Raw genomic sequence first — 20,035 nt, 5'->3', positions numbered from 1 at the left:
GGCGCGTCAGGCCTGCTTGGCCGGCCGGAGCGCCGTCACCATCTGCGCGAGCTGCTCCTGCGTCGCCGTACCGGTCACGACCGTCGTGACGCCCTTCTCGTGCAGCACCAGCGCGTCGTACTTCGGCCCCTCCCAGCGCTGCCAGGTCTTCCCCGCCAGCTGCCGCGTCCGGCCCGTGTCCGACGCCTGGTGGGTGACCTTGGGGACGTACTTCTCCGGCACCGCCGTCGACTGCTCCACCGCCACGTACTGCCGGTCCGGGGTCAGGAACCCGAGATGCCAGGCGTCGCCCTCCTGGCGGTCGTAGTCCACCGAGGTCGGCGTCCAGCCCTCCGCCAGGCCCTCGGGCGCCATAACCGGGTACGGCGCGGCACGCTGTGCCGTCACCAGCTCGACCCGGTAGTCGACCGGCTTGATCGGGTCCGCCTTGTCGTCGTGCGGGACGAAGAGATAGATCACGCCCGCCGCCGCGCAGATGACCGCCATCGACTGGAACATCCCGCGCACTGTCTGCTTGCCACGCATACCTGCCACGCCCCCTATGGTCGCATCAGCGTGGCCTGCTCATACGTGGGCCCCTCTGCTCAATATGTCGACCTACCGATAGAGTCGCAGCACCCTCTTCACTTGCGGCCGTCGCCGTACAGAAAGGTGCGTTCCGATGACCGACAATCATCTGCCGTCCGAGCTCGAGGTCTCACCCGAGGCCCCCGACCGCAACCTGGCCCTGGAGCTGGTCCGGGTCACCGAGGCCGCCGCCATGGCCGCCGGCCGCTGGGTCGGCCGTGGCGACAAGAACGGCGCCGACGGCGCGGCGGTACGGGCCATGCGGACCCTCGTCTCCACCGTGTCGATGAACGGCGTGGTCGTCATCGGCGAGGGCGAGAAGGACGAGGCCCCGATGCTGTTCAACGGCGAGCGGGTCGGTGACGGCACCGGCGCCGAGTGCGACATCGCCGTGGACCCGATCGACGGCACCACGCTCACCGCGAAGGGCATGCCGAACGCGATCGCCGTGCTGGCGGCCGCCGACCGCGGCTCCATGTTCGACCCGTCGGCGGTGTTCTACATGGACAAGCTCGTCACCGGCCCGGAGGCCGCGGACTACGTCGACATCAACGCCCCGGTGTCCGTGAACATCCGCCGCGTCGCCAAGGCGAAGCACTCCTCGCCCGAGGACGTCACCGTCGTCATCCTGGACCGCCCGCGCCACGAGGGCATCGTCAAGGAGATCCGCGAGACGGGCGCGCGCATCAAGTTCATCTCGGACGGCGACGTGGCCGGTTCGATCATGGCGGTGCGCGAGGGCACGGGCGTGGACCTGCTCATGGGCATCGGCGGTACGCCCGAGGGCATCATCAGCGCCTGCGCCATCAAGTGCCTGGGCGGTGTGATCCAGGGCAAGCTGTGGCCCAAGGACGACGAGGAGCGGCAGCGGGCGCTCGACGCGGGTCACGACCTGGACCGGGTCCTGTCCACGAACGACCTGGTCAGCGGCGACAACGTGTTCTTCGTCGCGACCGGCATCACGGACGGCGAGCTGCTGCGCGGCGTGCGCTACCGCGCGGAGACGGCGACGACCTCGTCGTTGGTCATGCGCTCGAAGTCGGGCACGATCCGGCAGATCGACTCGACGCACCGGCTGTCCAAGCTGCGCGCGTACAGCCAGATCGACTTCGACCGCGCGAAGTAGCGAGCGCGGCGGTACGGACACGAAGAGGGGCGCCCCCATGTGCGGTGGGAGCGCCCCTCTCGTATGCCCGAGCCGACCGTCGGCGTCCTGCCCGGAGCCCGGCCGTGGCGGATCCGGCCACCGGCCGGGCACGGGCACAGGCATCGCGCCCCGCCGGCGCCGCGCGCCGTACCGGCGGCCGGTGACGCACGTACACGGGCCGTGGCCGTGACGGGTGGCGGGTGCCGTCCCGGAGGGTGGGGCGGGGAGGTCAGCCCGCGGCGGCGATCTGGGGGCCCGTCGAGGCGGCCTTTTTCAGTTCCACCTCGCGCCGCCTGCGCCGGGCCAGTACGACGCGCCGCTCGGCCGCCGTCAGGCCGCCCCACACGCCGTACGGTTCGGGCTGGAGCAGCGCGTGCTCGCGGCACTCGACCATGACCGGGCAGCGGGCGCAGACCCGCTTGGCGGCCTCCTCGCGCGCCAGCCGGGCGGCCGTGGGCTCCTTGGACGGGGCGAAGAACAAGCCTGCTTCGTCCCGGCGGCACACCGCCTCCGTGTGCCACGGACCGGCCTGGTCATCCCTCGCCGGAAGGCGCTGGGAAGGGACGGCGGCGGCGACCTGGAGGGGCTGATGCGGCAGTTGCAGCACGGTCTACTCCTGACGACGGCTTCGCGAGCGAGAGACGATGCAGCAAGCCCTACCCGCTGTGCGCGCGCCTATGCACTGCGTGGCAGTCCGTTCCGGCGTGTGGGATTCCGGTCGGCCGAAACCGGCCGTGGCTCATCAATGCCCCATGTGCTTACGGACTTTGGCATGGAGGTCGGCGATGAACCTGCCGCGCTTCGGCCGCGCCTCGACGTTGCCGAAGACCGCGTATCCGTTGATGACGACGACCGGCGCCTCGGGGTCGGTCGCCTCCAGGGTGTCCACCTCGAAGTTGCCGAACACTCCGGTGCCGCCGCCCCGCAGCGTGATGTTCTCGGGGACGCGGACCTCGACGTTGCCGAACACCGAGGCGGCGTTGATCGTGGTCAGGCGCTGCGTGAAGATCGCCTCGGTGAGGTCGATCTCGACGCTGCCGAAGAGGGAGAACGCGTTGGTCCGCCGTCCGACGCGCCAGCGGCCCTTGCGCGTGGTGCTGGAGAAGACGGCGATCAGCTTGTCGGCCGGGGCCATGCCGGCGGGATCCTCGGGACCGTACGCGTACGCCTGCCTCGGCGACGGTTCCTGGCGCGGGCCGCGCGCGGCGGGCAGGTCCTGTACGAGGGGTTCCAGCTCACCGACCGTCTTGGCGCGGTAGACGGCGTCGATGCGCTCCCCGTGCTCCTCCGCGTCAATCCGGCCCTCGGCCAGGGCGTCCCGGAGGATGTCCGCGATCCGGTCACGGTCGGCGTCCGAGGCCCGGATGGCGGGCTCGGCGGGCGCGGCCGGCTTCTGGGGCTGCTTTTCGAGGTCCACGAGCACAGCCTAGCGACACGCGATACATCGCGACTAGAGGCGGGCGCCCGGAAGCGCCCGGGAACTGAGCCTTACCTCACAGGCTCGGGCCGCTCCGGGCGCTCTACGCTTGTGGACGCGCTGCCAATGGAGGCCGCGCTGCTGTCTGCCGAGTGAGGAATGGCCGTAATGCCAGAGTTTGCGTACTCCGATCTGCTCCCGCTGGGAGAGGACACCACGCCCTACCGCCTGGTGACCGCCGAGGGTGTCTCCACCTTCGAGGCCGACGGCCGTACGTTCCTCAAGGTCGAGCCCGAGGCGCTGCGCAAGCTCGCCGAAGAGGCGATCCACGACATCCAGCACTACCTCCGCCCCGCGCACCTCGCGCAGCTGCGCAAGATCATCGACGACCCGGAGGCGTCGAGCAACGACAAGTTCGTCGCGCTCGACCTCCTCAAGAACGCCAACATCGCGGCCGCCGGCGTCCTGCCCATGTGCCAGGACACCGGTACGGCGATCGTCATGGGCAAGCGCGGGCAGAACGTCCTCACCGAAGGTGAGGACGAGAAGGCCCTGTCGCGCGGCATCTACGACGCGTACAAGAACCTCAACCTGCGCTACTCGCAGATGGCTCCGCTCACCATGTGGGAGGAGAAGAACACCGGCTCCAACCTCCCCGCCCAGATCGAGCTGTACGCGACCGACGGCGGCGCGTACAAGTTCCTGTTCATGGCGAAGGGCGGCGGCTCGGCCAACAAGTCGTTCCTCTACCAGGAGACCAAGGCGGTCCTCAACGAGGCCTCCATGATGACGTTCCTGGAGGAGAAGATCCGCTCGCTGGGGACGGCCGCGTGCCCGCCGTACCACCTCGCGATCGTCGTCGGCGGCACGTCCGCCGAGTACGCGCTGAAGACCGCGAAGTACGCCTCCGCGCACTACCTCGACGAGCTGCCGGAGGAGGGCTCGGTCCTGGGCCACGGCTTCCGGGACAAGGAGCTGGAGGAGAAGGTCTTCGAGCTGACGCAGAAGATCGGCATCGGCGCGCAGTTCGGCGGCAAGTACTTCTGCCACGACGTACGCGTCGTCCGCCTCCCCCGGCACGGCGCGTCCTGCCCGGTCGCCATCGCCGTGTCCTGCTCGGCCGACCGCCAGGCCGTCGCGAAGATCACCGCCGAGGGCGTCTTCCTGGAGCAGCTGGAGACCGACCCGGCGCGCTTCCTCCCCGATACGACGGACGAGCACCTGGCGGACGAGGGCGACGTCGTCAAGATCGACCTCAACCAGCCGATGGACGACATCCTCGCCGAGCTGACCAAGTACCCGGTCAAGACCCGGCTGTCGCTGACCGGCCCCCTCGTCGTGGCACGTGACATCGCGCACGCCAAGATCAAGGAGCGGCTGGACGCGGGCGAGGAGATGCCGCAGTACCTGAAGGACCACCCGGTGTACTACGCCGGTCCGGCGAAGACGCCCGAGGGGTACGCCTCCGGCTCCTTCGGCCCGACGACGGCCGGGCGCATGGACTCCTACGTGGAGCAGTTCCAGGCGGCGGGCGGCTCCAAGGTCATGCTGGCCAAGGGCAACCGCTCGAAGCAGGTCACGGACGCGTGCAACGCGCACGGCGGCTTCTACCTGGGCTCGATCGGCGGCCCGGCGGCCCGCCTCGCGCAGGACTGCATCAAGAAGGTCGAGGTCGTCGAGTACGAGGAGCTCGGCATGGAGGCGGTCTGGAAGATCGAGGTCGAGGACTTCCCGGCGTTCGTCGTCGTCGACGACAAGGGCAACGACTTCTTCCAGAACCCGTCCCCGGCCCCGACGTTCACGTCGATCCCGGTGCGTTCCTGAACATCCGAAGGTGCGGACGGGCCCGGTCACCGTCATGGTGGCCGGGCCCGTCCGCGTACCCGGGCCTACGCGAACCGCTGCTTCGCCGACCCGTCGCACGTCTGGAGCCGCAGCGGGTCCTTGGCCGCCGCGAGGGTGACGCACAGGGACGTCGCCGCCGCCGGGCGCAGCGTCGCGCCCTGGCGGACGAATTTCTGGTTGGCCGCGCCCGAGCAGTTCCACAGGACCAGGGCCTTGCCCGCCTGGTAGGCGGCGCCCGGCACGTCCAGGCACCGGTCGTGGGTCAGCGCCGTGTGGAGGGACCCGCGCGCCGGGTCGTACCACCAGTCCTGGTTCCGCCCCTTGTGGCAGTCCCAGCCGCCGACCGCCGTGCCGTTGCGGGTGACGGACCCGGTGACGTCCACGCAGGTGCCGGCGGCCTCGCCCCGCAGTGGCTTGAACATGTCGTCCCACGCCCCCGGCAGCAGCACCGGCCTGCCCGTCGACGCGGGGTCGGCGCAACTGGCCTCCCGCGCGCCCGCGTTGTACAGCTGGGTCAGGCAGGAGGCGAAGGCCGCGTGGCCCGCCGAGTTGGGGTGGAAGGACTGGCGTACGGAGTTCTCGTCCGGCAGGCCGGGCTTGGACAGGTCGATGTACAGGCCGCGCGCCCAGGTGTCCTCCATGCAGACCTCGTGCCCGTGGAAGAGCCGGGAGTTGTCGAGGTACACGGCCCCGGTGTTCGCCGCCGCGCGCCGCATGCCGCGTTCGAAGGCGGGTACGGCGGTGTTGCGGCCCCAGACGGTGTCGGAGTCGTACCCGAGGCCGCCGCAGGCGAGCTTGCCGGGGAAGTTGGGGTTGTCGTGGAAGTCGGGGCCGATGGGGCTCGGGTAGCCCATGACGACGAGCTTGTAGTCGCCGTCGGCGTACCCGGCGTCGCGCATCACGGTGCGCAGGTCGCGGACGGTCTGCTCGACCTTGGGCACCAGGGCGTCGACGCGGGCCTGCCAGCCGGGCGCGTACTTGGGCTCGCACGGGCCCTGGAGGGTGAGGTAGCGGGTGACGCAGTCGGTCATCACAGGGCCGAACTGCAGGTCGTCGTTGGCGCCGGCCACCAGCAGCACCATCTTGACGCGGGTGTTGCGGGCCTTGATGGCGAGATTGTCGCTCTGGACGAGTTCGTCGGCGTACTGCTTGCTGCCCCCGATGCGGATGTTCGGCGTGGCCGCGCCGGAGCAGGAGACGTTGAAGGTGACGTCGGCGGGGATGCCGGTGCGGTGGATGGCGGCCTCGGGCGAGCGGTGGCACCAGTTGTCGGGGCCGTTGGTCGGGGGCTCGTACGTGCCGACGCCCTCGCCCGAGATCTCGCTGTCGCCCAGCGAGATCAGGCCGGTCTTGCGCTCGGCGAGCGGCCGTTCGGCGGGAGAACCGTACAGCTTGGTGGCCTCGGCGGCGCGGATGGCCTCCAGCTCGGGCGGGAGTGGTACGGATGCGGTGCCGGCACGCGGGGTGTCGGCGGCGGTGGCGGCGGTCGTCCCGCCGAGCACGGTGGCGAGCGCGGCTGCGGCCGCGACCGTACATCGGAGTCCGAACCCGGCTCTGGTACCGGTGCGCGTCATTGCGCCTCCTGGAAGTGGGGTTACCCACGGTTTTTACTGGCCGGTACGGGGCCTGGGAATACGCAGAACAAGACAAGTGCTCAACTTTTGCAGGAGGTTGACGAGATGAGTGACGACTACCGGATCGAGCACGACTCCATGGGAGAGGTGCGCGTCCCCGCCCACGCCAAATGGCGGGCCCAGACCCAGCGGGCGGTGGAGAACTTCCCCATCTCCGGACAGCGCCTGGAGCGCGCCCACATCGAGGCGCTGGCCCGGATCAAGGCCGCCGCCGCGAAGGTCAACGCGGAGCTCGGCGTCCTCGACAAGGACATCGCCGGCGCCATTCAGGAGGCCGCCGCCGAGGTCGCCGACGGCCGCTGGGACGAGCACTTCCCCGTCGACGTCTTCCAGACCGGCTCCGGCACGTCGTCCAACATGAACACCAACGAGGTCCTCGCCACGCTGGCCGGCGAGCGCCTCGGCCGAGACGTCCATCCCAACGACCACGTCAACGCGTCCCAGTCGTCCAACGACGTCTTCCCCTCCTCCATCCACATCGCCGCCACCGCCGCCGTCACCCACGACCTCGTCCCGGCCCTCGAACACCTGGCCACCGCCCTGGGGCGGAAATCAGCCGAATTCGCGGACGTCGTCAAGTCCGGCCGTACGCACCTGATGGACGCGACCCCGGTCACGCTCGGCCAGGAGTTCGGCGGCTACGCCGCACAGATCCGGTACGGGGTCGAACGGCTGCACGCCTCACTGCCGCGCCTCGCCGAACTGCCGCTCGGCGGTACGGCGGTCGGCACCGGCATCAACACCCCGCCCGGCTTCTCCGCCGCCGTCATCGCCGAGGTCGCCCGCGCCACCGGACTGCCGCTGACCGAGGCCCGCGACCACTTCGAGGCGCAGGGCGCGCGCGACGGGCTCGTCGAGACGTCCGGACAGCTCCGTACGATCGCGGTCTCCCTCACCAAGATCGCCAACGACCTGCGCTGGATGGCGTCCGGGCCCCGCACGGGCCTGGCCGAGATCAACCTCCCCGACCTCCAGCCCGGCTCGTCGATCATGCCCGGCAAGGTCAACCCGGTGATCCCCGAGGCCGTCCTGATGGTCACCGCCCAGGTGACCGGGAACGACGCCACGGTCGCGGCGGCCGGCGCCGCCGGGAACTTCGAGCTGAACGTCATGCTCCCCGTCATCGCCAAGAACGTGCTGGAGTCCATCCGGCTGCTCGCGAACGCCGCGCGCCTGCTCGCGGACCGTACGGTCGACGGCATCACCGCGAACGTGGAGCGGGCGCGCGAGTACGCCGAGTCGTCCCCGTCCGTCGTGACGCCGCTCAACAAGTACATCGGCTACGAGGAGGCGGCGAAGGTCGCCAAGAAGTCCCTCGCCGAACGCAAGACCATCCGCGAGGTCGTCATCGCATCGGGGTACGTGGAGCGAGGCGACCTGACGCTCCAACAGCTGGACGAGGCCCTCGACGTACTCCGGATGACCCGCCCCTGACCTGGTGCTTCGTACGCCGTCGGCCCTGCCGCCCGTGATCCGCGTCGCGGCGCGGCCAAAGGCGCACCTCTAAGATCTGCGCATGACAGCCGAGACGACGACAGGGAGAGAAGCGCGCTCCGGCGGCGCGCGCTGGGCGCCGGGCGCCCGGATCCTGTGGCGCTACCGCGACAACGGCGGCGGTCACATCCACATCTGCCGGCCCGTGACCGTCGTCCAGGACACCGACGATCTGCTCGCCGTGTGGATGGCGCCGGGCACCGAGTGCGTCAAGCCGGTGCTCGCCGACGGCAGCCCCGTCCACGAGGAGCCGCTCGCCACCCGGTACACCGCGCCGCGCACCACCGTGCGCACCCGGTGGGAGGGTGCGGGCGTGCTGAAGCTGGCCCGGCCGGACGAGCCGTGGTCGGTGTGGCTGTTCTGGGAGCGCGGCTGGCGGTTCCGCAGCTGGTACGTCAACCTGGAGGAGCCGCGCACCCGATGGGCGGACGGCGTGGACTCCGAGGACCACTTCCTGGACATCTCGGTGTACCCCGATCGCAGCTGGCTGTGGCGCGACGAGGACGAGTTCGCCCAGGCGCAGCGCAGCGGCCTGATGGGCCCGGCACAGGCCCGTCGGGTACGGGAGGCCGGGCGGGCGGCGGTCGAGGTGATCCGCGCGTGGGGCGCGCCGTTCGCGGACGGCTGGGAGCACTGGCGGCCGGACCCGGACTGGGCGGTTCCGGAATTGCCCGCGGACTGGGATCACACCCCGGCGCACACGGCTCCATGAGACCCTTGATGTGCCCCTGGGGTGCAAACGTAGGATCGTCCTCCGCACGTTGGCGGAGCAGTAACGACTGAGTAGAGACCAGGAACTGACCGTAAGTCATCCATGAGGGGGTGGAGCCGTGCCTGATCCGTGCCCGTATCCGTCACCCCTTGTCGACGCCGCCCTCAGAGCGGGTATAGCGCCTGACAGAGCGATCGCATCGCACTACCGGCCCGGACGGACGGAATCCCACGCGTGACGGAGCATCCCACCTCCCACGAAGGCCGACAGCCCCTGGCTGCCCGGCCGCAGGAACGCACCCGGCCGCGGCAGGAGACGCCCCCGTCCCCCGCCGCGCCGCCCGCGCCCGCGCCCCGCGCGGGTGCCGCCCCGGCCCCGTCGTCCCCGACAGCCGCCGCACCGGCCGCACCGGGCGGCCCGGGACGCGGGGCGCCGGGCCGCGGCGCGGGGCTGTCCGGCCACGGTGCCGGACCGTCGGGGCACATGGGCGGGCCGGCCGGCCATGGCGCACCCGCGAACGGGCCGTCGGGCCACGGGGCCGGTGGCACCGGGGCGTCGGGTCACAGCGCCGGACCGTCCGACAACGGGACCGGTGGGACCGGGGCGTCCGGCCACAGGGCAGGCAGGGCCGGGAACGGGCCGTCGGGGCGTGGGGCCGGCGGTTCCGGGCACGGGAGCGGCCTTGACGGGCAGGCCGGTGGAGCCGCCTTGTCGGGCGCCGGGACCGGGGCCGGGACCGGGCCGGGTGGCTCCCCCGCCGGGGTGGCCGGGCCGCTGGACGGGCTGCCCGTCCAGGGCGGGACCGCTCCGGGCGGCGGCGGCCAGGAGCCGGTGGCGGCCGCGCGGCGCGAGGGCGACCGGCTGCGGTTCGTGGGCGCCGCCACGCGACGGATCGCCCGGGGCATCGACCTCGACGAGATCGTGCTCGGCCTGTGCCGGGCCACCGTGCCCACGTTCTCCGACGCGATCCTCGTCTACCTCCGCGACCCGCTCCCCGTCGGCGACGACCGGCCCGTCGACCCGTTCGTCCTCCGCCTCCGCCGTACCGACAGACTGCGTTTAACGGAGGACGACACCGACCTGGGCCTCTCCGCGGCCGACCCGGACACCGACCTCGACCTCGGACCGGCGGCCGAGCTGTGCGAGGTCCAGACCGGCGGCGCCCTCGCCGAAGTCCTCCGTGGCGTACGCCCGGTCTTCGGCGACTCGGCGGCCGCCCGCGCCGCCCTGCCCGAACTGCTCGGCGACGGGCGCTCCGTACCGTCCGGGCACCGGGCGATCCTGGCGCCGCTGCGCGGCCGGCGCCGGGTCATCGGCGCGGCCGTGTTCCTGCGCCGCCCCGACCGGCCGCCGTTCGAGCCGAACGACCTGCTGGTGGCGGCCCAGCTGGCGACGCACACGGCGCTCGGCATCGACAAGGCGGTGCTGTACGGGCGCGAGGCGTACATCGCCGACGAGTTGCAGCGCACCATGCTGCCCGAGAACCTGCCGCAGCCGACCGGCGTGAAGCTGGCCTCCCGCTACCTTCCGGCGGCCGAGACGGCCCGGGTCGGCGGCGACTGGTACGACGCGATCCCGCTGCCCGGAAGCCGGGTCGCCCTGGTCGTGGGCGACGTGATGGGCCACTCCATGACGTCCGCCGCGATCATGGGCCAGCTGCGGACCACCGCGCAGACCCTCGCCGGGCTGGACCTGCCGCCGCAGGAGGTGCTGCACCACCTCGACGAGCAGGCCCAGCGGCTCGGCGAGAACCGCATGGCGACCTGCCTGTACGCGGTGTACGACCCGGTCGCGCACCGCATCACCATCGCCAACGCGGGCCATCCGCCGCCGATACTGCTCCACCTCGGCGGCCGGGCGGAGGTGCTGCGCGTCCCGCCGGGCGCGCCCATCGGCGTGGGCGGCGTGGACTTCGAGGCCGTCGAGCTGGACGCCCCCGCCGGGGCGACCCTGCTCCTGTACACCGACGGGCTCGTCGAGTCGCGGCTGCGCGACGTGTGGACGGGGATAGAGCAACTGCGTGAGCGGCTCGCCGCGACCGCCCAGTTGACCGGGCCGGACCACTCGCCGCCGCTGGAGGCGCTGTGCGACGACGTGCTGGACATGCTCGGCCCGGGCGACCGGGACGACGACATCGCGCTGCTCGCCGCCCGCTTCGACGGGATCGCGCCGAGCGATGTCGCCTACTGGTTCCTGGAGCCGGAGGAGCAGGCTCCGGGCCGGGCGCGGCGGCTGGCCCGGCGGGCACTGGCGCGCTGGGACCTGGAGGAGCTGTCGGACAGCGTCGAGCTGCTGGTCAGCGAGGTGGTCACCAACGCCGTGCGGTACGCGGAGCGGCCGGTGACGCTGCGGTTGCTGCGTACGGACGTACTGCGCTGCGAGGTCGGTGACGACTCACCGCAGCTGCCGCGCCAGCGGCGGGCCCGGGACACCGACGAGGGCGGGCGTGGCCTGTTCCTGGTGAACCGGCTGGCCCGGCGGTGGGGTGCGACGCGGCTGTCGACCGGCAAGGTGGTCTGGTTCGAGCTGCCGACGCGTATCTGAGACGCCTCGGCGAAGACATGACGGTGGCCGGGCCCCTGCGGAAGGGGCCCGGCCACCGTCATGTGTCGTTCTCTCAGGTCACGGCTTGGGGGGCTTCAGGTCGCCGGAACCGCCGGAGCCACCGGAACCGCCGGATCCGCCGTCGCCCGGGTCGCCGGTCGGGTCGCCGCCGTCACCGCCGCCGGTGGTGCCACCGGTCTCGCCCTCGGTCGGGTCGTCGGTCGGGGTTTCCGTCGGGGTCGGGATCGTCGGCGTACGGGTGGGCGTGGAGGGCGTACGCGTCGGGGTCGGCTCCTCGGTGGGCGACTCGGTCTCGGTCGGCTCCTCGGTGGGCGACTCGGTCTCGGTCGGCTCCTCGGTGGGCGACGCCGTCTCGGTCGGCGCGGGCGGGGCCGTCTCGGCGAGGTCCAGGTCGAACCGGGCGTCCGAGCCGCCGCCGAGGGCGCCCAGCGTGTAGTCGGCCCAGATGCGGGCGGGGAAGCCGCCGCCGTTGGCGCGGCCGGAGTTGGCGGTGCCGGTGAGGGTGACCTGCTTGCCCTTGTCGGCGTCCTCGCCGAAGAGGGCGACGACCGTGGCCAGTTCGGGCGTGTAGCCCGCGAACCAGGCCGACTTGTTGTTCTCCGAGGTGCCCGTCTTGCCGGCCGCCTGGTACGCGGAGGTGTTGGCCTCGAAGCCGGAGCCGTTCTTCACGACGCCGGTGAGGGCGGCGGTCACGGTGTCGGCGCTCTCCCGGCTGATGACCCGGTCGCCGATCGGGGGCTCCGTGCGCTCGAAGACGCGGTCCTTGTGCTCGGCGGACTTCACGATCGCCGGCGTGACCTTCTTGCCGTGGTTGTCGAGGGTGGCGTACACCCCGGCCATGTCCCACGTCGAGGCACCCATGGTGCCCAGCGACATCGCGGGCTGCTCGACGAAGCTCTCGTCGTCCTTCATGCCGAGGGCGAGCGCCGTCTTCTTCACCTTGGCGGGACCGGCGTCCACGATCATCTGGGCGAAGACCGAGTTGATGGACTTGTTCATCGCCTGCTGCACGGTGACCGGGCCGTAGCTGCGGTCGTCCTCGTTCTGCGGGGCGAAGGGGGTGTCGCTGCCCTCGACGGGGCGGCGGCTGGTGCCGTCGTAGATCGTGTTGAGGCCGATCTCGTCGCCGTTCTGCGTCTCGGCGCCGTTCTCCAGGGCGGAGGCGAAGACCAGGGGCTTGAAGGTGGAGGCGGGCTGGTAGTCGCGGCGGGTGGCGTTGGACATCCAGTGCTCGGTGGCGCCGACGCCGCCGTACAGCGCGACGACCTTGCCGGTCTTGGGGTCGACGGAGGTGGCGCCGGCCTGGACCGTCGCGTCGACCTTGTTGTTCTTGCGGTCGAGGTGGTCCTCCAGCTGCTTGTCGACCGCCTTGACGAGTTCCTTCTGCCGCTTCTGGTCGATGTTGAGGGTGATGGTCCAGCCGCCGGCGTCGATGTCCTCCTCGCTGACGCCCTGGCTGATCAGCTCCTGCTTGGCGGCCGCGACGAGGTAACCGGTCTGGCCCTCCATGCCGGGCGCGGCCTTGGGCGCCTGCGGCACCGGGAACGTCTGCTTGGCGCGCTTGGACCGGCTCAGCCAGCCCTCCTCGACCATGTTGTTCAGTACGTAGTTCCAGCGCTCCGTCACCAGTCGGCGGCCGGTGGGGCTGGCGGCGTTCCAGTCGTACTGGCTGGGTGCCTGGAGGAGGGCGGCGAGGTAGGCGCCCTGGGAGACCGTCAGCTTCTCGGCGTCGACGCCGTAGTACGCCTGGGCGGCGGCCTGGATGCCGTACGCGCCGCGGCCGTAGTAGCTGGTGTTCATGTACCCGGCGAGGATGGCGTCCTTGTCCATGCGCTGGTCGACCTTGAGGGAGATCACCAGCTCCTTGAGCTTCCGGGTGACCGTCTGGTCCTGGTCCAGGTAGTAGTTCTTGACGTACTGCTGGGTGATCGTCGAGCCGCCCTGCTTGCCCTTGCCGCTGAGGGTGTTGAGCAGTCCACGGGTGGTGCCCATGAAGTCGACGCCGGAGTCCTGGTAGAAGGACTTGTTCTCGGCCGCGACGAACGCCTTCTCCACGTCGTTCGGGATCTTGTCCAGGCCGACGATCTCGCGGTTGATCTCACCGGTACGGGCGAGGATCTTGCCGTTGCTGTACTTGTAGACGTTGCTCTGCATCGTCGCCTGGGCGTTGGCGGAGGGCACCGGCACGAGCAGGTAGACGACGTAGAACGCGCCCATCGCGAGCAGGCAGCACACGAAGAAGGTGCCCAGCAGTTTCTTCCAGGTGAAGAAGCGGCGTATGCCCGCACCTTCGGTCTTCGCCCCGCGCGCCCCGCGTTCCCGCGCCCGTCGCGCTTCCGCTCGACCCATCGCTCCGTCGCTCCGCTCTGCTCATATGCGAATCAGCTCAGCAAACTAACACCACGGGTACCGACAAAGCTCAACGGATCCGGTCTTTTCCGGACGTGAGAATGAGCACCCGTCTCACTGGAACCGACTCTTCAGGAGTGCGGACGGTTGCCATGTGCGATAAAGTGATATCACTTTGCTAGACCGGCGACGGACCGGCGACGGACCTCACCGGCAGACGAAACGGGGACGACCATGACCACATCGACCAACCGCGACGCCTTGACGGAAGACCTGCCCGAGATGCCCGAGCCACGGGTACGGGAGTTCGCCGCGCACAGCATCGGCGGCGGACTGGCCCTCCTCCTCGGCCTCGCCGGACTCGCGGCCGGCGTCTGCCTGGTGGTGGCGGGCGCGGCCACCGGCTCGACGGGCGGGAAGGTGGCGCTGATCGTGACCGGCGTACTGGTGGCGTTCGCGGCGTTCCTCGCGATGTGCGGGCTGAACATGGTGGCGCCGGGCGAGGCGCGGGTGGTGCAGCTCTTCGGGCGGTACCGGGGCACCATCCGTGACGACGGGCTGCGCTGGGTCAACCCGCTCACCTCGCGGTCGAAGATCTCCACGCGGGTGCGGAACCACGAGACGGCCGTCCTGAAGGTCAACGACGCGTACGGCAACCCGATCGAGCTCGCCGCGGTGGTCGTGTGGAAGGTCGAGGACACCGCGCAGGCCATGTTCGAGGTGGACGACTTCCTCGAGTTCGTCTCCACGCAGACGGAGGCGGCCGTGCGGCACATCGCGATCGAGTACCCGTACGACGCACACGACGAGGACGGGCTGTCGCTGCGCGGCAACGCCGAGGAGATCACCGAGAAGCTGGCCGCCGAGCTCCACGCGCGCGTGGAGGCGGCGGGCGTCCGCATCATCGAGTCGCGGTTCACGCACCTCGCGTACGCGCCGGAGATCGCCTCCGCGATGCTGCAGCGCCAGCAGGCCGGCGCGGTGGTGGCGGCGCGGCGGCAGATCGTGGACGGCGCGGTCGGCATGGTCGAGGCGGCGCTGGACCGGCTGGAGGAGCGTGACATCGTGGAGCTCGACCCGGAACGGAAGGCTGCCATGGTCTCCAACCTGATGGTGGTGCTGTGCGGCGACCGCGCGGCGCAGCCGGTGCTGAACACGGGCACGCTGTACCAGTGACGCCGCCGCCGGACCGCCGCCAGCGCAAGCAGGTGCTGCTGCGCCTGGACCCCGCGGTGTACGAGGCGCTGGCGCGCTGGGCGGCGGACGAGCTGCGCAGCGCGAACTCCCAGATCGAGTTCCTGCTGCGCAAGGCCCTCTCGGACGCGGGCCGCCTGCCGCCCGCCCCAGGCCCCCTCCCCCGCCGCGGCCGCCCCCCGAAAACCCCTCCGCCCCCGGACTAGGACCCGCCGCGCCGCTCTGGGGCGGCCCGCGCACGGGCCGATCACCGTTCCGGCGGGGTGCGCCCCTTGGGGTCGCCCGTGCGCGGGGACGTGCCGTGGACGCCCCCGGGCCGGTCACCACCCCGGTGGGGTGCGCCCCTTCGGGCGGCCCGTGCGCGCATGCGCACCGTTGGGGTCCGCTCCGTGGGTCGTGTCCTGGGCTCTCCTTCGCAAGCTCAGTCGTTTTACGCCCAGAACACGCCCCACTGCGCGTCCCCCCTTCGGGCCGGGCCAAGGCACCCGGGCGCCTCACGCCCGGCCTCGCGCAGCGCCCCGTCCGGGTGCGGTGCCCACACGGCCGGCGAAGCTGCCGCGCCCGGGGGGGGCGGGTCGTCAGCCCGAACCGTTGCCCTACCGGCGGCGTGGCCTCGCGGCGCGAAGCTGCCGCGCCCGGGGTGCGGGGCGTCAGCCCCGAACCGTTGCCCTACCAGGGATGGGCCCCGCGGCGCGAAGCCGGCGCGGCTGGGGTGCGGGGCGTCAGCCCCCACGTACAACCAACCCTCACCCCCCGTCAGGGGGTCCGGGGGCTTGCCCCCGGTTTCGGGAAGGGGCGGGGTGGGGGACAACGCCCTCGCCCGCGGTTACGTCTCCGGTCCCAGCACCCGGACCGGCAGCGCCGCCATCGCCTCCCGTAGCGCGCCGGCCAGCTCCTCGAACTCGGCCTGGCGGGCCGCGCCCGTGCGCATGGCGAGGGCGATGCGCCGGGAGGGGGCCGGGTCGGCGAACCAGCCGGTCACCAGGCGGTCGTTGCGCCCGGTCTCCACCGTCACGGCGGTGCGCGGCAGCAGGGTGACCCCGAGGCCGCCCGCCACCAGCTGGACCAGCGTGGACAGGCCGGCCGCGGTGGTGGTGACCGCGGCGCCGTCCTCGCGCCCCGCCTCGCGGCAGATGTCGAGCGCCTGGTCGCGCAGGCAGTGCCCCTCGTCCAGGAGCAGCAGCCGCAGCTCGCGCAGCGCGTCGCGCGGGATGTCGGTGCGGCCGCCCAGCCAGTGGTCCTCGGGCGTGACGAGCACGAAGTCCTCGTCGAACAGCGGCAGTTCGGTGACGCCCGGCACGCCCAGCGGGACGGCGAGCAGCAGCAGGTCCAGCCGTCCGGCGGCCAGGCCCTCCAGCAGGGACGAGGTCTGCTCCTCGTGGACCTGGAGGTCCAGCTCGGGGTACCGCTCGTGGACCAGGCGCAGCACCGTCGGCAGCAGGTAGGGCGCGACGGTCGGGATCACGCCGAGCCGCAGGACGCCCGTGAACGGCGCGTGTGCCGCCTCCGCCTCCTCCATCAGCTCCCCGACCGCGTCCAGGACGGCCCTCGCGCGCACCGAGAGCCGTTCACCGGCGGGTGAAAGCAGCACCTTGCGTGTCGTACGCTCCAGCAACTGGACACCGAGTGCCTCTTCGAGTGCCGAAACCGCGCCCGAAAGGGCGGGCTGGCTCATTCCGATCGCGGCGGCCGCGTCCCGGAAGTGCAGGTGTTCGGCCACGGCCACGAACGCCCGGAGCTGGGCCAGACTGGGCTGCTTACCCTTATATACGGACACCACTGATAACCACCTTCGATCAACACGACCCAGTCTAGCTATTTCACTGATCAATGCACGCCGTGCCATGCTGTGGCTCCGTCCAACCCCCTCGGAAGACCTCAAAAGGGACTTCCCAGCTGCAAGGAGAGCGTGTGCTCACTGTCGGTGACCAGTTCCCCACGTACGACCTGACCGCCTGTGTGTCGCTGGAGAGCGGCAAGGAGTTCGCGCAGATCGACCACAAGTCCTACGAGGGCAAGTGGCGCGTGGTGTTCTTCTGGCCGAAGGACTTCACCTTCGTCTGCCCCACCGAGATCGCCGCCTTCGGCAAGCTGAACGACGAGTTCGCCGACCGCGACGCCCAGATCCTCGGCGTCTCCGGCGACTCCGAGTTCGTGCACCACGCCTGGCGCAAGGACCACGCCGACCTGCGTGACCTGCCCTTCCCGATGCTCGCGGACTCCAAGCACGAGCTGATGCGCGACTGCGGCGTCGAGGGCGAGGACGGCTTCGCGAAGCGTGCCGTCTTCATCGTCGACCAGAACAACGAGATCCAGTTCGCCATGGTGACCGCCGGCTCCGTCGGCCGTAACCCCAAGGAGGTCCTGCGGGTGCTGGACGCCCTGCAGACCGACGAGCTGTGCCCCTGCAACTGGACCAAGGGCGAGGACACCCTCGACCCGGTCAAGCTGCTGGCCGGTGAGTGACCCATGGCTCTCGACGAACTGAAGTCCGCCATACCGGACTACGCCAAGGACCTGAAGCTGAACCTGGGCTCGGTCATCGGCAACAGTGAGCTCCCCCAGCAGCAGCTGTGGGGCACGGTCCTGGCCTGCGCGATCGCCTCGCGCTCGCCCAAGGTCCTGCGCGAGCTGGAGCCGGAGGCCAAGGCGAACCTGACGCCCGAGGCGTACCAGGCCGCCAAGTCCGCCGCCGCGATCATGGCGATGAACAACGTCTTCTACCGCACGCGCCACCTGCTCTCCGACCCGGAGTACGGGACCATGCGCGCCGGTCTGCGGATGAACGTCATCGGCAACCCGGGCGTGGACAAGGTCGACTTCGAGCTGTGGTCGCTCGCCGTCTCCGCCATCAACGGGTGCGGCATGTGCCTCGACTCGCACGAGCAGGTGCTGCGCAAGGCCGGCGTGGACCGCGACACGATCCAGGAGGCGTTCAAGATCGCCTCGGTGATCCAGGCGGTCGGCGCGACGCTCGACGCCGAGGCCGTCCTCTCGGAGTAGTCGCGTACGCAGACGTAAAGGGGCCCACCGACATCCGTGTCGGTGGGCCCCTTTCGCGGTCGCTCAGTGCCGGAGCCCGGCCATCAGCGTTTTCATGTCCTCGACCATGAGGTCCTTGGCCCCTGACATGGCGGACGCGTCGGGCTCCGGCGGTTCCTCCCCCGTTTCGGGGTCGTACTCCGTGTGAATGCTGACGAAGAGCGTCAGCACCGCCTGCCCGTCCAGCACCTTCAGCCCGGCGAAGCCTTCGTCGTCCTGGGCGTAGAACGCCCGCTCCCCCACGCCCGCCACGGGCTCCCATTCCCAGTCGTCCCAGCTGGGGGCGGTCTCGGCCGGCTCGAACTCCGGCCCCGGGTCGGTCTTCTTGTGCAGCGCGTACGAGAGGTCGGCGCCGAACGACTGCTCACCGGAAGCGAACGTCACCGAGCACTGGACCTGGTCCAGCGCCTCGTGGACCTCGTGCATCTCCTGCGAGGCCCCGTCACGCTTGCCGAAGGCCGTGCTCAGGGCCGCCAGCTCCGCCTCGTCGCACAGGTCGTCAGGCGTGCGGTAACCGCCCAGGTCCGGTCCGACGGCCTGGTACGCGTACAGCCCGCCCGCCCAGAGGGCCGAGGCCACCAGCGCGCCGCCGAGCGCCCACAACCAGGGGCGCCGCGCCGCCCGCCGCTCACCGTCCGGCTCGGGCTCCACGGCAGGCGCGGGGCCATGCGAAAACGGCGGTATCGGTACGTCCCCGTCCCCGCCGACGAGTTCCGGTTCCGATATCACTCGCCCTCCTCGGTCCCGGTCCCCGGCGGTGGCGTCGGCGCGGTGCCGTGGGCCGTCGCGCCGTGCGGCGGAGGAGAGGTCCGCAGCGCCTGTTCCTGGCTGTACGCCCGCAGATAGCCGACGACCGTGTTGGTGACCGCGACGAGCGGGACCGCCACCACCGCGCCGCCGATGCCGGCGGTCAGGCCGCCCGCCGCGACGGTGAGGACGACCGCCAGCGGATGCACGCGCACCGCGCGGCCCAGGATGAACGGCTGGAGCACATGGCCCTCGATCTGCTGCACCGCGAGCACCACGAGCAGCACCATCAGGGCGGTGAACACGCCCTGTGTGACCAGGGCGACGATGACCGCCAGCGCACCCGAGACGACCGCACCGACCAGCGGGATGAAGGAGAAGAGGAAGATGAAGACGCCCAGCGGCACGGCCAGCGGCACATCGAGGAAGTAGATGCCCAGTCCGATGAAGATGGCGTCGATCATCGCGACGATCACCGTGCCGCGCACATAGGCGGTCAGGGTGCGCCAGGCGCGTGGCCCAGCGCCCGCCACTCCGGGGCGGGCCTGGGCGGGCACCAGCTTCAGGAACCAGTTCCACACCTTCCTGCCGTCGTACAGCAGGAAGAGGGTCGAGAACATCGTCAGCAGGATGCCAGTGAGGATCTCCACCATCACCGTCACGCCCTGCAGACCGGCGGAGGTGATTTCCTCCGTGTTCGTCCCGATCGTGTCGCTGAGGTTCTTGGCGATGTCGTTGATCTGCTGCTCGGTGACGTGGAAGGGGCTGTTTAGCAGCCACTGCTTCAGCTCGTCGATGCCGTCCCTGACGCGGTCGGAGATGTCGCCCAGGTTGTCCATCACCTGCCAGACGACGAACCAGCCGACCAGGCCCATGATGATGAAGCCGGTGATGGCGGTGAGGGCGGTGGCGAGCCCGCGCGGCAGGCCCCACTTCCGCAGCCGGGCCACGGTGGGCTGGAGCAGCGCGGTGATCAGCAGCGCGGCGACGAAGGCGAGGACGACCAGCCGCACCTCGCTGATGACCCTCATCAGCACCCACAGGGTGCCCGCGAGGACCAGCAGCCGCCAGCCCGCCTCGGCCGCGACGCGGATGCCCCACGGGATGGCCGCGACGGGATTTGGCCGCGCGGCGACGGCGGGTGCGTACGTGGGAGGAGCGGGCACGCTTTCCGGTACGGCCACGGGCTCCTCGCCGGGCTCCTCCCCCGACGCACCCGCGGCTCGGCGCTCGTCCAACCGCTGTCCCATCCGGGTCAGGCCGGCTCCCAGTTTGCCGAGCCACCCTGGCACTTTCGACATGATCTTCTCTCTTCCCCCCAC

General features: G+C 71.1%; 17 protein-coding genes. 9 read left to right on the top strand and 8 right to left on the bottom strand.

The genetic code is table 11. The features are described 5' to 3' along the window. Positions 1–6: 6 nt before the first annotated feature. Complete coding sequence (locus tag BKD26_RS03480; protein WP_084895610.1) at positions 7–534, bottom strand: DUF4245 domain-containing protein; 528 nt, start codon at positions 532–534, stop codon at positions 7–9. Between the two features lie 127 nt (positions 535–661). On the opposite strand from BKD26_RS03480, the gene glpX reads away from it, so the two are divergent. Next, a complete protein-coding gene (gene glpX, locus BKD26_RS03475; protein WP_073754067.1) occupies positions 662–1,693 on the top strand; it encodes a class II fructose-bisphosphatase in 1,032 nt (343 codons plus the stop codon). 250 nt (positions 1,694–1,943) lie between these two features. Here the strand turns inward: glpX and BKD26_RS03470 are convergent, their stop codons facing one another. Together BKD26_RS03470 and BKD26_RS03465 are read right to left on the bottom strand one after the other, a co-directional pair. Then, positions 1,944–2,321 carry a WhiB family transcriptional regulator gene (locus BKD26_RS03470; protein WP_084895608.1) on the bottom strand — a complete coding sequence of 126 codons (378 nt, stop codon included), beginning with the start codon at positions 2,319–2,321 and terminating at the stop codon, positions 1,944–1,946. Between the two features lie 135 nt (positions 2,322–2,456). Continuing rightward, positions 2,457–3,131, bottom strand: coding sequence for a DUF1707 domain-containing protein (locus BKD26_RS03465; protein ID WP_084896202.1), 675 nt, complete (start codon positions 3,129–3,131; stop codon positions 2,457–2,459). A 168-nt stretch (positions 3,132–3,299) separates the two neighbouring features. Here BKD26_RS03465 and BKD26_RS03460 point away from each other — a divergent pair, with 168 nt between their 5' ends. Next, positions 3,300–4,955 carry a fumarate hydratase gene (locus BKD26_RS03460; protein ID WP_084895606.1) on the top strand — a complete coding sequence of 552 codons (1,656 nt, stop codon included), beginning with the start codon at positions 3,300–3,302 and terminating at the stop codon, positions 4,953–4,955. 65 nt (positions 4,956–5,020) lie between these two features. Here the strand turns inward: BKD26_RS03460 and BKD26_RS03455 are convergent, their stop codons facing one another. Further along, positions 5,021–6,550, bottom strand: coding sequence for a ricin-type beta-trefoil lectin domain protein (locus BKD26_RS03455; protein ID WP_084895604.1), 1,530 nt, complete (start codon positions 6,548–6,550; stop codon positions 5,021–5,023). Positions 6,551–6,655: 105 nt separating this feature from the next. Between BKD26_RS03455 and BKD26_RS03450 the strand changes: the two genes are divergently transcribed. The 3 genes from BKD26_RS03450 (at position 6,656) to BKD26_RS03440 (ending at position 11,360) form a co-directional block, all read left to right on the top strand. Continuing rightward, the gene (locus BKD26_RS03450) at positions 6,656–8,044 is read left to right on the top strand and encodes a class II fumarate hydratase (protein ID WP_084895602.1); all 1,389 of its coding nucleotides are present in this window, start codon (positions 6,656–6,658) and stop codon (positions 8,042–8,044) included. Between the two features lie 82 nt (positions 8,045–8,126). Then, on the top strand, positions 8,127–8,816 hold the full coding sequence (locus BKD26_RS03445) for a DUF402 domain-containing protein (protein WP_084895600.1): 690 nt from the start codon (positions 8,127–8,129) through the stop codon (positions 8,814–8,816). 234 nt (positions 8,817–9,050) lie between these two features. Beyond that, positions 9,051–11,360 (top strand): SpoIIE family protein phosphatase, encoded by a 2,310-nt coding sequence (locus tag BKD26_RS03440; RefSeq protein WP_107417741.1) that lies wholly within the window; start codon positions 9,051–9,053, stop codon positions 11,358–11,360. A 78-nt stretch (positions 11,361–11,438) separates the two neighbouring features. On the opposite strand, the gene BKD26_RS03435 is transcribed toward BKD26_RS03440, so the two are convergent. After that, positions 11,439–13,730, bottom strand: a complete 2,292-nt coding sequence (locus BKD26_RS03435) for a transglycosylase domain-containing protein (RefSeq protein WP_084895596.1) — start codon at positions 13,728–13,730, stop codon at positions 11,439–11,441. 234 nt (positions 13,731–13,964) lie between these two features. On the opposite strand from BKD26_RS03435, the gene BKD26_RS03430 reads away from it, so the two are divergent. Beyond that, entirely contained in the window at positions 13,965–14,906 is a 942-nt protein-coding gene (locus BKD26_RS03430; protein ID WP_084895594.1) for an SPFH domain-containing protein, read from the top strand. Then, entirely contained in the window at positions 14,903–15,130 is a 228-nt protein-coding gene (locus tag BKD26_RS03425; protein WP_073754059.1) for a hypothetical protein, read from the top strand. Before BKD26_RS03430 ends, BKD26_RS03425 begins: the two co-directional genes overlap by 4 nt. Before the next feature lie 620 nt (positions 15,131–15,750). Here the strand turns inward: BKD26_RS03425 and BKD26_RS03420 are convergent. Next, complete coding sequence (locus tag BKD26_RS03420) at positions 15,751–16,704, bottom strand: LysR substrate-binding domain-containing protein (protein ID WP_084895592.1); 954 nt, start codon at positions 16,702–16,704, stop codon at positions 15,751–15,753. Positions 16,705–16,835: 131 nt separating this feature from the next. On the opposite strand from BKD26_RS03420, the gene BKD26_RS03415 reads away from it, so the two are divergent. Next, on the top strand, positions 16,836–17,390 hold the full coding sequence (locus tag BKD26_RS03415) for a peroxiredoxin (protein ID WP_084895590.1): 555 nt from the start codon (positions 16,836–16,838) through the stop codon (positions 17,388–17,390). A 3-nt stretch (positions 17,391–17,393) separates the two neighbouring features. After that, complete coding sequence (locus tag BKD26_RS03410; protein ID WP_084895587.1) at positions 17,394–17,927, top strand: alkyl hydroperoxide reductase; 534 nt, start codon at positions 17,394–17,396, stop codon at positions 17,925–17,927. A 63-nt stretch (positions 17,928–17,990) separates the two neighbouring features. Here the strand turns inward: BKD26_RS03410 and BKD26_RS03405 are convergent, their stop codons facing one another. Both BKD26_RS03405 and BKD26_RS03400 read right to left on the bottom strand, forming a co-directional pair. Then, entirely contained in the window at positions 17,991–18,695 is a 705-nt protein-coding gene (locus tag BKD26_RS03405; protein ID WP_084895585.1) for a hypothetical protein, read from the bottom strand. Next, a complete protein-coding gene (locus tag BKD26_RS03400; protein ID WP_084895583.1) occupies positions 18,692–20,014 on the bottom strand; it encodes an AI-2E family transporter in 1,323 nt (440 codons plus the stop codon). Before BKD26_RS03400 ends, BKD26_RS03405 begins: the two co-directional genes overlap by 4 nt. Positions 20,015–20,035: the final 21 nt, after the last annotated feature.

It is taken from the genome of Streptomyces sp. CB03238, from assembly GCF_002099185.1.
GTDB lineage: Bacteria > Actinomycetota > Actinomycetes > Streptomycetales > Streptomycetaceae > Streptomyces.
Note: the sequence above shows the minus strand (reverse complement) of the source record. Positions and strands in the feature narration are given on the sequence as shown.

Excerpts from the sequence above, each read along its gene's own strand:
- BKD26_RS03435 (WP_084895596.1), bottom strand. The coding sequence starts at position 13,730 with ATGGGTCGAGCGGAAGCGCGACGGGCGCGGGAACGCGGGGCGCGCGGG.
- BKD26_RS03410 (WP_084895587.1), top strand. The coding sequence starts at position 17,394 with ATGGCTCTCGACGAACTGAAGTCCGCCATACCGGACTACGCCAAGGAC.
- BKD26_RS03460 (WP_084895606.1), top strand. The coding sequence starts at position 3,300 with ATGCCAGAGTTTGCGTACTCCGATCTGCTCCCGCTGGGAGAGGACACC.
- BKD26_RS03450 (WP_084895602.1), top strand. The coding sequence starts at position 6,656 with ATGAGTGACGACTACCGGATCGAGCACGACTCCATGGGAGAGGTGCGC.
- BKD26_RS03445 (WP_084895600.1), top strand. The coding sequence starts at position 8,127 with ATGACAGCCGAGACGACGACAGGGAGAGAAGCGCGCTCCGGCGGCGCG.
- BKD26_RS03455 (WP_084895604.1), bottom strand. The coding sequence starts at position 6,550 with ATGACGCGCACCGGTACCAGAGCCGGGTTCGGACTCCGATGTACGGTC.
- BKD26_RS03400 (WP_084895583.1), bottom strand. The coding sequence starts at position 20,014 with ATGTCGAAAGTGCCAGGGTGGCTCGGCAAACTGGGAGCCGGCCTGACC.
- glpX (WP_073754067.1), top strand. The coding sequence starts at position 662 with ATGACCGACAATCATCTGCCGTCCGAGCTCGAGGTCTCACCCGAGGCC.
- BKD26_RS03430 (WP_084895594.1), top strand. The coding sequence starts at position 13,965 with ATGACCACATCGACCAACCGCGACGCCTTGACGGAAGACCTGCCCGAG.